This is a genomic window from Microcoleus sp. PH2017_05_CCC_O_A (assembly GCF_020738785.1).
Lineage (GTDB): Bacteria > Cyanobacteriota > Cyanobacteriia > Cyanobacteriales > Microcoleaceae > Microcoleus.
This window is the reverse complement of sequence record NZ_JAEQCB010000080.1, coordinates 21,033-32,603: the sequence shown is the minus strand read 5'-3', so window position 1 is coordinate 32,603 and position 11,571 is coordinate 21,033. Positions and strand designations below refer to the sequence as shown.

The following is an 11,571-nucleotide window of genomic DNA, read 5'->3' as shown; positions in this document are numbered from 1 at the left end:
CCCAACTACGTACCTAAGAGGGCTAAAGCCCAACTACGTACCTAAGAGGGCTAAAGCCCAACTACGTACCTAAGAGGGCTAAAGCCCAACTACGTACCTCACTAATCGCCAATTACCAGGGATTGCCAATCATGGTGAAGGCGGCCCAATAATAGGGATGGGAAAGGATTCGATCGCCCCGCGCGGCAATTTCCGGAGGCAAAATTAGAGGTAAAGCAAGCCCTTCGACTCGCAGCAGCCCGTCTTGAATCCGCACGCGCCCCCGCAGCATCTCCAATTGCGCTTGCCGCAAAGCCTCGGCTTTAATCGTCACATTCCCCTCGCGTCTGGGGGCGCGCAACTGCCGGTAAAACCCTGTCATCAGCCCCAAAGTTCCCTCGTCGCTGACTTCCCACAAACTCGCTAAAGCCGATCGCGCACCGCTAGCTACCGCCAAACCGGCAAACCCCAACTCTGCCTCTTCGTCGCCCAAAGCGGTACTGCACGCGCTTAAAACTAAGAGATTCACTGGCGGTTCATTCCACCCCAACTTCGGCATTTCAGTGATGAGCAACTTAGTATCCCACAATTGAATGTAAGAATTAGTCGGTTGCCCGGGCTGGAATTCGCTGTGAGTTGCTAAATGAATGATACCAAACGGATGATTTGTCCGCTGAGCTTGCAAGTTTCTGAGGGTAAAATCTTGATTCAAAAATGATTTTCCGCGCGTCGGCGGCGCGATCGACTCTAACTCCACCGGTACCGCCGGTAATGGCGCTTTATCTTGAAATACCGACGCGCCCATCGCCAAAACTTCATCGTCAGCAATATTCTGGTAGCGGGTATCCGTCAAACTCAGACTCGGGATGACGCTAATGCTGTATTTTTCTACTAAAAATTGTTTGCCATCGTGAAGGGCAGCAAAGGGCAAGCTTCGCAAACCTGCTGCCGGAATTACAATTAAATTGTCAATCTTTAAAGCTGCCAATTCTGTGACTATGGGCGCAATTAACAACCGATAAAGTTTTTGGGCTGCATCCAAATAACTGATGCTGTTTCTTCTTCTGGGATTAGTTATTTCGGCTTGCAGGGATTCTGCTAGTTGCAATACCTGCCAGCGCGTTATTGCGGGAACTAAAATGCGTATTGGTTGAGCGTTAGCTGTGACTAATACTAATTCTAACTGCTCCCCGTTAGGAACATCGGAAATTTCTTTGCCGGCTGGTTGGAGGCTCTTTCCTAACTTTTTTTCTAAGGAGCTAGGAGACTCGGATGTGAGGTTTTTGATTGCAGGAAATACATTAGATAAATTCCGACTTGCCACCAGCACCGAACTATTTTCTTTCGCTGCCCCGTTGGTTCCGCTGACCCAATTCATATAAATGATTGCCGATTTTACGCGGGTAATTTGTTCGTTTTTGCGAAGAGTTTCGTAAATTACCGACATATTAGTTATCGGCGTTCTGGCGGGCAGTTTTAGATGTTTTTCGTACTCGCGAGTGAAGGTTCTCTCAAATGCTAACACTCCCGAGCCTGCCGGATCGTATCTGCGAGAAGGAGTGAAAATATCCGGGCTAATTGGAGAATGCTTGTCTCGATTTGGCGATCGCAATTCTACTTGCAAAGATGCCGGAAGCGATCGCCCAGGCTCAGGATTTACGGACACTGGAGTTGGAGTTGGTGCGGGAGTTGATGCGGGAGTTGGTGCGGGAGTTGGAGTTGGTGCGGGAGTTGGAGTTGGTGCGGGAGTTGCTGCGGGAGTTGGTGCGATTAGGGAAATCAGATTTGGTAAACTTCCTTGGGTGTAAGTTTCCCCAAAAGCAAGATTGGGGAAAATGGTGTTTCCCTCGCCAGAATTAATGCTTCCCTTGGTTCCATTGTCGATCGCGCCGCCAACTACAAATGGTCGATTGCTACCGCCGCCGTGCCGAATTGCGATCGCGCCGCCTCTGGCACTTCCGGCGGTAGAAATACTGCTGGAAAGATTGCCAGATATATCGTCGGTGAAAACATTGTTCGATCGAAATAAACCAAGGGTTGTCACATCAACGTTGCCACCTGTGCCGTCTTGTTTGCCGCCTCTAGCATCGATAAAACCCAACAGAATGTTACCTGTCGCGCTGAGGGAGACGGTGCCACCGTTTCTCTGAGTGCCTCGGGAGGTGAGATCGAGAGCGGAAATTCCGGCTTGGGAGGTGAGGTCAATATTGCCGCCGATCGCTCCCGAAGCGTTCAAAGAGCCGGCAGTTAAAGGGCCGGTATTGCTTTTGAGTGCGATCGCGCCGCCTGTTCCCGTTGCTGATGAGGAGTCGATCGTACCGGCAGTAACAGTATTTCCCTCAACTCGAATGCTCCCGCCGTTGGAGGTAATATTGCCAGTCCTCACCTCGCGAGTTGCTTGCAGGTTGATGCTGCCGCCATCCGTCCTTAAATTGCCCTCTAAGAGTAGGTTTCCTGCGTTGATATCGGCTGGTAAACCCGCCCCGTTGTCCCCTCCGAGGGTAGCGGGATCTCGGGCGTTTAGGGTCAAATTGCGCGCGGTAATTCTCGAAGTCGCCGTGATGCTAGGAGCGTCAGCCGAGAGCTGGCCCAAGCTCTGAGTTTGACCGACGGAACCCCCAAAAGTAATGTTGCCACCAGCGCGCAGGGTCAAATTATTTGCGCCGCCCGGGGTGCTGTCGAGGGTATTGGCAAAAGTGATATTGCCGGTACTGGCGGCGAGGGTGGCGGTGCGATCGACTGTGACGGCACTGTTGAAAGTGATGTTGCCCGCAGTCGCGATCGCACCGGATAGCTCGGTACTCCGGCCGTTGACAGTCAAACTAGCTAGGGGCGCAGCTTGACCGACTGTACCGCCGAACAGCACTCTCTGAGCGTCAAGTCTAAGGGCGCGAGTTCCGTCTAGGCTGCCGGAGAACAGAATGTTGCCCCTAGCTTGAGTGCTCAAAGCTACATCAGCATTTAGGGAGAAGTTGCCTGTCAAAGTGAGATCGGCGCCGGATGTCGAAATGTTTGCGCCGATCGCAGTTTGGGACGCATCGAGAGTCAAACTAGCGCTGCCAGTCGTTCTTAGGGGATTGTCGATCGCGATAGAGTTGCCTTGAAGTGTCAGCGAACTGTTGAAGGTAATGGGTGTGACGATCGCGATCGAGCTGCTGTTGGGACGCCCGATCGCGATCGAGCCAAAATCCCCTGCCAAAGCAGCGATATCCGTTGCCGTTAAGTCCAAAATCCCTAAATTATCCCCGCTGCCGCCAATCCGAATTTGTCTGCCGTCGTTGGGTTGCAAGCTAATTGTTCCCCCCGCACTGCTGACAGAATTGTTGCCGCCCCTGAAGTCAATGCCGCTAGCAGTGAGAGCAATGTTGCCACCGTTCGCATTCAGCCGCCCCAGAGAGATGCTGCTGGCAAAAATGTTGATGTTGCCGCCTTGAGTTTCGATTAAATCCTTGGGATCGTTGACAAAAAACACTCCGCCCGCTCTAAATGTTACGCTGTCTCCGGTTCTCGCTTGCAGTGAAAGTTGGTTGTCGGGCAAGTCTTGGACGGTGATGTAGCCCGGAGTGTCTAAAACTACGTTGCTGCCGGCAGCCATCTGTTCCAACTGCGCGTCTGAGATCGATGTTTCAGCGGGCGATCCTGTGGCTTGGAGTTCCCCGCCGGTCGATCGCGCGCTGGGAATGCCGTTACCGCTGACGATGGTAATATTTGCCGGATCGAGCAACAAATTGCCGATCGCCCCGTTAGGCGCGCGGGTATCGACCTCTCCTTGGAAAGTTAGAGCATTTTTGCCGGAAACTTCGACTCTGCCACCGTTACCTGCGGCAGTGCCGCCGCGAGCAGTAATATTGCCGAAGAAACCAGTGGTATTGTCTGACCAAATTACGGCTGTGCCACCGTTGCCGCGGTCGATCGCGTTTGTGGCGATCGTAGAATCAGGACTAACATAAGTTACCTGGGCATTTAACACTGGTTCGAGCCCCTGGAAACCGCCTCCGACGCGCACAACACCTCCGCCGTTAGTCCCGGAAGCATTAATATTTGCGCCGAACAATCCGACTTTTTCGCCTAAAATATTTACCGTGCCGCCAGTCTGGCCAGCAGGGGCAAATACATTTACAGTACCCGAGACGATCGCACTTCCGGCATTTATCGGCACTGTTTGGCCGCCCGTCAGTACCAATTGACCTTGTGCGTTGGTTGTTAAACCTGTGGCTGACGCTACTCCTGGGCCCGTCAGCAACTGAGGTAAAGTAGCAGCAGGGGCGATCGCAGATTTTTCTGACGGCAAAGATGGAGTAATTTCTAAACTCAATAAGTTACCCGTTTGACTGATGCGGACTGCATTTTGTCCCGGAACAGCAGCCACCGTAATTTGACCGGCCGGCGCCGATAATTGCCCACTATTAATTACTGTACCGCCCAGCAAAGTTAAATTTTGACCCTTGCCAACTGCCAAACTTCCTGCATTTACAATTGCACCGACTTGTGAGTTATTAAAATTAAATTGATTGGGATTTCCCAGTAAAGCTTTATAATCATTAATTCCAGCAGAATTGAACCAGCGATCGCCGAAACCGATACCTGTAGCAGTTGTAGCCAAAAAAGAACCAGGCACGTTTAATCTGGCATTTTGACCGAAGACAATTCCCGCCGGATTCATCAGGAATAAATTTGAGTTGCCGCCGCTTACAGAAATCAGACCGTTAATGACGGAAATATTGCTGCTGGAAATCCGCCCTAAAATATTTTGAATATTTGGATTAGTTAGAAAATTCGCAATTTGACCTTCGCTAAGATTAAATTGGCTGAAGCTGTGAAAGAGATTGGCGCCGTTTCCCGACAGTTGTCCGCCGCTAATGTTTAAGCGATTTTGCTCCTGATTGACAACAGTATTAGTGCCGTCATTCGCCGGAACGACAGATTGCGATCGCACTGCTATCGGTAGCAGCCAAAAACCTAATGTCAAAATTAAAGCAGAGCGAAAATAGGTCATTAGTCAGTTGACAGTTGATAGTTGACAGTTGATAGTTGATGGTTGATAGTTGTCATGGGAAGCAATTCCCGATTTCCAATTCCCGATTCCCAATTCTAATCTATAGTAGTTTTGATTTTGTTTGAGCTGTAATGTTCCGCGAAAGTGCCAATAAACTTAAAAAAGTCGATCGCGCGCCTACACGGGGGGTTTGTCTCCTGGGTGCCAAGGGTGCCTCCTTCAGTCGATCGCACTTTCAAAGCGCCCGCTGCCATAATATCGGAAATCCCATGCAGATTTGATATGTATCTGTAGCAGGTGTCTTGACAAAATGCTGGCTTTCGTGGTGTACTGATTGGATAGAAGAGCAGTCAAACCACGAAATCACTCGCTCCTCTGACGGTAGTTGTGTTTACCTGTCAACTGTCAAGCGGTCAACTGTCAACTAAATGAACTTTTTTATTAGCCGCAGAGAGCGCAGAGTACGCAGAGTAAGAGAATAAAAGAGAAGATTATAGTTGAATGTATTTTGATTTACTATTGCTGTTTTTGGGTAGATTGTAGATTACTGAATTTTTGCATGAATTGGCGATCGATCCAATCTTTCCAGTACCACAGTAGCGCTGATTCCCACATCCACGATCCGCGAGATGCGATCGCCCTTTTATTCCCAGTACCGATTAAGCCTAAATATTTCTCCTGCGGTGCAAAGGGTTTCAGCGGTTTTTGCAATAAAAACTGCTGCAAATTTTCAAACAGCGGTTTGCCCTGACGCACAGCAAACACCCCTGCTTTGGGACGGGGATAATTAACCATCGCCGCGATGTCTCCAGCCCCAAATACGTTGGAGTGAGAGACTGATTGCAGGCAATCGTTGACTTGCATAAAGCCGTTTGAGTCAGTTGCTAAACCAGATTCTCCGATCCAATGGGCGGCGGATGCTTGTGTCACCCAAAAAATGCGATCGCACTCAATCTTCAAACCAGATTCACAGTATATTTGGTAAATGGGCATTGGGCATTGGGCATTGGGCATTGGGCATTGGGCATTGGGCATTGGGCATTGAGAATCGGATGTTATTTCCATCATTTCTTGCTTTTCTATAGCACTAACTTTTTCCATTAGATGCAGTTGAATGCCGCGACTAATCAGAATTTCTTTCAGGCGGCGGCGAACCCGTTTGTTATGTGCAGGCATCAATTCAGCACCGCTATGAAACAAATGAATTTCTAATCCTTCTTCCTGCTTAAACTTTCCTCTCTCCTTTAAAATCCATCCGTTACAAAATCCGCTGCCGAACTTCCCTCTTCCCTCTTCCTTCTTCCCTCTTCCTTCTTCCTTCTTCCTTCTTTCCTCTTCCCTCTTCCCTCTTCCTTCTTCCTTCTTCCCTCTTCCGACTTCCCTCTTCCTTCTTCCCTCTTCCGACTTCCCTCTTCCTTCTTCCTTCTTCCTTCTTTCCTCTTCCTTCGCAAGACGAGATTGCATATTCAACGCTAATTCTACGCCGCCCGCGCCGCCACCAACAATCGCGATTCGTACAGTTTTTTTTGGATAGTTTTGCGTTGCAGAGATTAACTGATTCCAGCTAGCTAAAAACTCCGGTACGGGTTTAGCTGGAATTGCGTATTCTGCCGCACCTGGAACTGATATAGTCGCGGGAGTGCTGCCGATATCCACAGACAGCACGTCAAAGTTAATTGGAGGGCTGGTTTGACAAATTACTAAATTTTTGTTAAAGTCGATCGCGATCGCCCGATCGACCAATATTTGACACCCGGCAAATTCGGCGAGCGATCGCAAATCGATATGACATTCATCATAATCGTAAAACCCGGCAACGTGTCCCGGCAACATCCCCGAATAGGGCGCGTACAGGACATCGCTAATCAGAGTCAACCGCACGGAGGGCAGCGGTTTGATGCCGAACATTTTCAATACAATAGCATGACTGTGACCGCCGCCAATTAAGACTAAATCTTTCACAATTACAGATGTTCGATCGAAATATTCCTTTCCCCGATATTGTACAGCACTTGCACTTCCGCAGACAGGACTGTCCGGTCAGGAGAGCTGGCGGTGTGTAATTAAGATTGGCCAGCACTTTTGACAAAATGCTCTCACTTACCCCCCGCCTACATCGCAGATTTTCAGCGATTGTACGATCGCACATTCAGCGCAAATGGCTGTAGACTGTAGAGCGACCAAATTTTATCACCAAATTATGCCGGGGTGTGTTTGATAGCTAACTCACCATTCACAATTATGACATTACGGATCATTCCTCGCAGTTGGTCGCGATCGATTAAACGTTTGTTCCCACTGCTGTTTGCCCTCTCATTCATTATAGTATTGTTGGTCAATAATGCGATCGGCGCGATCGCCCAGCAACCCCGCCAAGAAATTCGCGGAGTTTGGATGACGACAAACGACAAAGACATCCTCAGAGATAGGCGCAAAGTAGCCGAGGCTGTCAGCCAATTAAAGCGATTAAATTTTAACACAATCTATCCCGTAGTCTGGAACTCTGGCTATGCAATGTATCCCAGCCCAGTCGCCCAGCAAAGAGACATTCAACCCTTTGTTTATAGAGGGTTAGACGGACAAGATATGATCGGAGATTTAGTCGCTCAAGCTCACCGTCAAGGGCTGCTAGTAATTCCTTGGTTTGAGTTTGGTTTTATGACTCCTCCCACCTCAGAATTAGCCTTAAACAATCCCGATTGGCTGACACAAAAACAAGACGGCACTCAAACATCAAACGGTGCAGGTGGCGAAGTAGTTTGGCTCAATCCCTTTCATCCCGAAGTCCAGAAATTTATTACCGAACTCGTACTAGAAATCACCACCCAATACAACGCCGACGGCATCCAATTCGACGACCATATGAGTTTGCCCTCAGAATTTGGCTATGACGAATACACAGTGGCTTTGTATACCAAAGAAACCAAAAAAGCACCTCCAAGCGACTCTCAAGACGCAGCATGGGTGAAGTGGCGAGCTAATAAAATCACCGCTTTTATGTCCCAACTAAATCAAGCCGTCAAAGCAGCAAAACCCAAGGCAATTTTCTCGATTTCTCCCAATTACTACGAATTTGCTTACAAACATCACCTCCAAGATTGGCTGGCTTGGGTGCGTTTGGATATTGCCGACGAACTGATCGTGCAAGTGTACCGTCCCAATCTAGAATCATTTGTGGACAAGATTAACCGTCCAGAAATGCGAGAAGCACAGCAAAAAATTCCCACTGGAGTTGGGATTATGACAGGTTTAAGAAATCGTCCAGTAGCGATAGGGCAAATTAAATCCCAGGTGCAAGCAGTCCAACAATACGGCTTAGGTGCCGCTTTCTTCTACTACGAAAGCTTGTGGGAAGATGCACCCGAACCAATGGGCGATCGACTTTCTCAATTTAGCGCCTTCTTCCCGTCTTCTGCATTCCGCACAGCGCTACAAATACCGAGACGCGCGGCAACTTTTCCTCCGCCGCCCCCAGCCAAACCAGACCCCAAAGCTAAGCCCAATCAACCTACAAAAAACAGCCCACCTTCGCCCTCACCAACCACATCTAAAAAGTAAAAAGTCCTCATATCAAATCCGGTTACATCGTGATATTGCAGCGCTGGCGAGCGAAGGTTACGCGAGCGGAGAGTGAAGGTTACGCGAGCGGGGAGCGAAGGTTACGCGAGCGGGGAGTGAAGGTTACGCGAGCGGGGACGCTCGCACTTAAGAGCGGAAAATTATTGTTTGGATGTAAGCGAAAATAATATCATTAATATCATTCCTCAGTCTCTTCCTAGTGCCGTCCCCGCTCGCGTGTGAGGGGCTGGTGAGATACTTTGGTAACGACGAACGAGTGCGAGCATCCCCGGTCACTTGTTCAGTATACCTTACCCTAATATCAATCATTAATCATCAATAAAAATGTCAACTAATCAAAAAATTGTATTACCAAAAATGGGCTGCGGCACTTGGGCTTGGGGTAACAGATTACTCTGGGGTTACGATGAAAGTATGGACGAAGAATTGCAAGCCGCGTTCAATCTTTGCGTTAACAATGGTGTCACCTTATTTGATACAGGTGATTCCTACGGAACCGGGAAATTAAACGGACGCAGCGAGCAACTTTTGGGGCAGTTTTCCCAACAATATCAAGGTGCAAATCAAGACAATATTTGTATAGCGACAAAATTAGCGGCTTATCCTTGGAGACTGACGCGACAATCCATGATATCTGCTGGAAAAGCCTCGGCTTCCCGCCTCGGAAAGAATGTGGATTTGGTGCAAATGCACTGGTCTACAGCCAATTATGCACCTTGGCAAGAGGGGGCTCTTTTGGACGGTTTGGCAGACCTTTACGAGCAAGGATTGGTCAAGGGAGTGGGTTTATCTAATTACGGGCCGAAACGGTTGAAATGGGTGCATCAAAGATTTAGTTCGCGCCAAGTTCCTATTGTGACTTTACAAGTGCAATATTCGCTACTTTCTACTTATCCAGTAACAGAACTTGGATTGAAAGATGTTTGCGATGAATTGGGGATAAAATTGATTGCTTACAGTCCTTTAGCTTTGGGGTTGCTGACTGGAAAATATTCGGAAAATGGCTCTATTCCTAAAGGTATCCGAGGTTTGGCGTGCAAGCAATTATTGCCGGGAATGCGATCGCTTTTGGGCTGTTTGCGAGAAATAGCGGCGTTCAGAAACAAGACTGTTTCGCAGATAGCAATCAACTGGTGCATCTGCAAAGAAACTATTCCGATTCCGGGGGCTAAATCGGCGGCGCAGGCGATGGATAATATTGGTGCTTTGGGCTGGGAGTTGAATTCGGGGGAGATTGCAGAATTGGATAAGGCGGCGGCGAGTGTGGATAAGAAAATGGTGCAGAATATCTTTCAAACGAGATAACCCGGTTCGTTAGAGTCGGCGGTTGAAACCGCTCCTACACAAACAATGTCCGCCGACGCGGACTGAATAACGTAATTTTAACCTTTGATTCTTCAACCTGCGGAGGCAGGTTTTATTTGTATAGACGCGGTTTCAACCGCCGAGTCTAATTGCTGAATAACATAATTTTAACCTTTCATTCTTCAACCTGCGGAGGCAGGTTTTGTTTGTATAGACGCGGTTTCAACCGCCGAGTCTAATTGCTGAATAACGTAATTTTAACCTTTGATTCTTCAACCTGCGGAGGCAGGTTTTATTTGTATAGACGCGGTTTCAACCGCCGACTCTACTCTAACCACAGAATTTTTCTACGCACCTCACAAACATTTCTACACCCATCCCCAACGCAGTTTCGTCAAAATCAAAACGCGGGTGGTGGTGCGGGTAAGCCAAGTTTTTCTCTGGATTTGCGGAACCTAAAAAGAAATAGCAGCCGGGGATTTCTTGCAAAAAGAATGACATATCCTCCCCGCCCATTGTTTGACATTCTGGGACTATTCCCGCAGGAGTTTCCACAACGGATTCAGCCACGCTGCGTACTAAGTCAGCCATGCTTGAATCGTTGATAACTGGTGGATAAATCGAAGAATAATCTAGTTGGTAATTGGCGCCGTGACTCTGACAAATTCCGGCAATTACTTGCTCGATTCGCCTGTGAAAATAACCTTGATATATGGGATTGAAATAGCGCACTGTGCCGCCGATTTGGGCGGTGTTGGCGATGACGTTGTGGGTGTGCCCTGCGTGGAATTTGCCGACTGTGACTACCGCTGAGTCGATCGGGTCAACGTTCCGTGCGACAATTGCCTGTAGGGCGCTGACAATTTGGGCTGTAACGACGATCGCATCTACAGTCTGATGTGGCATTCCACCGTGCCCGCCCTTGCCAAAAATCGTGCAGTCAAAAACTTCTACAGCCGCCATCAGGGCGCCGCTGCGGACGCCTACAGTGCCTAATGGTAGATTGTTCCACAAATGCAAGCCGACGATCGCCTCAACGTCAGGATTCTGCAAAACTCCGGCTTCAATCATCGGTTTGGCGCCACCCGGGCCTTCTTCGGCGGGCTGAAAAATGAATTTTACCTTACCCGAAAAGCTGTGTTTGTGCTTGGCGAGATAACAAACTGTCCCGAGGGCGATCGCAGTATGACCGTCGTGACCGCAAGCGTGCATAATACCATCATGCTGCGATCGATAATCCACCTCATTTTCCTCTTGAATCGGCAAAGCATCCATATCAGCCCGAATTGCCAAAACCCGCCCCGGCTTCCCGCTGTCAATAGTTGCGACAACACCCGTTTTAGCAATATTAGTTTGATGCTCAATTCCCCATTCCTGCAACTTTTGGGAGATAAACTGGGCTGTTAAATTCTCATCAAAACCCAACTCCGGTTTTTGGTGCAAGCGGCGGCGCCATTCGACTAGCTGAGGCTGCAAACTTCTAATCTCCAGCCGCAACTGAGATAAATCGAAATCGGTTAAATTCGGTACAGTAGAAACCATATTAGTTGTTATTTGTTAGTTGTTATTTGTTAGTTGTTTACTCGTTTTACTCTTTACCTGGGAACCAGTTAAATAATTTGTAAAACTCTCTTTTCCTTCTCTGCGCTCTCTGCGCTCTCTGCGGTTAAAATAAAATCTAAGATGTTTTACCACAGAGGGCGCAGAGTACA

At 48.6% G+C, this 11,571-nt stretch carries 5 protein-coding genes; 2 read left to right on the top strand and 3 right to left on the bottom strand.

Going from position 1 to position 11,571, the window contains the following annotated elements; genetic code table 11:
• Nucleotides 1–112: 112 nt before the first annotated feature.
• A complete protein-coding gene (locus JGK20_RS19460; protein ID WP_293231811.1) occupies nucleotides 113–4,975 on the bottom strand; it encodes a CHAT domain-containing protein in 4,863 nt (1,620 codons plus the stop codon).
• Nucleotides 4,976–5,491: 516 nt separating this feature from the next.
• Complete coding sequence (locus tag JGK20_RS19455) at nucleotides 5,492–6,937, bottom strand: FAD-dependent oxidoreductase (protein ID WP_293231809.1); 1,446 nt, start codon at nucleotides 6,935–6,937, stop codon at nucleotides 5,492–5,494.
• Between the two features lie 279 nt (nucleotides 6,938–7,216).
• Between JGK20_RS19455 and JGK20_RS19450 the strand changes: the two genes are divergently transcribed.
• Nucleotides 7,217–8,533 carry a glycoside hydrolase family 10 protein gene (locus tag JGK20_RS19450; protein WP_293231807.1) on the top strand — a complete coding sequence of 439 codons (1,317 nt, stop codon included), beginning with the start codon at nucleotides 7,217–7,219 and terminating at the stop codon, nucleotides 8,531–8,533.
• A gap of 345 nt (nucleotides 8,534–8,878) precedes the next feature.
• Entirely contained in the window at nucleotides 8,879–9,859 is a 981-nt protein-coding gene (locus tag JGK20_RS19445) for an aldo/keto reductase (RefSeq protein ID WP_293231805.1), read from the top strand.
• Nucleotides 9,860–10,189: 330 nt separating this feature from the next.
• Here JGK20_RS19445 and JGK20_RS19440 read toward each other — a convergent pair whose 3' ends face one another.
• Nucleotides 10,190–11,401 carry a M20 family metallopeptidase gene (locus JGK20_RS19440; protein ID WP_293231803.1) on the bottom strand — a complete coding sequence of 404 codons (1,212 nt, stop codon included), beginning with the start codon at nucleotides 11,399–11,401 and terminating at the stop codon, nucleotides 10,190–10,192.
• Between the last annotated feature and the right edge of the window lie 170 nt (nucleotides 11,402–11,571).

What these genes read in the sequence shown, in the direction of transcription:
- JGK20_RS19460 (WP_293231811.1), bottom strand. Translation starts at nt 4,975, where the DNA reads ATGACCTATTTTCGCTCTGCTTTAATTTTGACATTAGGTTTTTGGCTG.
- JGK20_RS19450 (WP_293231807.1), top strand. Translation starts at nt 7,217, where the DNA reads ATGACATTACGGATCATTCCTCGCAGTTGGTCGCGATCGATTAAACGT.
- JGK20_RS19445 (WP_293231805.1), top strand. Translation starts at nt 8,879, where the DNA reads ATGTCAACTAATCAAAAAATTGTATTACCAAAAATGGGCTGCGGCACT.
- JGK20_RS19440 (WP_293231803.1), bottom strand. Translation starts at nt 11,401, where the DNA reads ATGGTTTCTACTGTACCGAATTTAACCGATTTCGATTTATCTCAGTTG.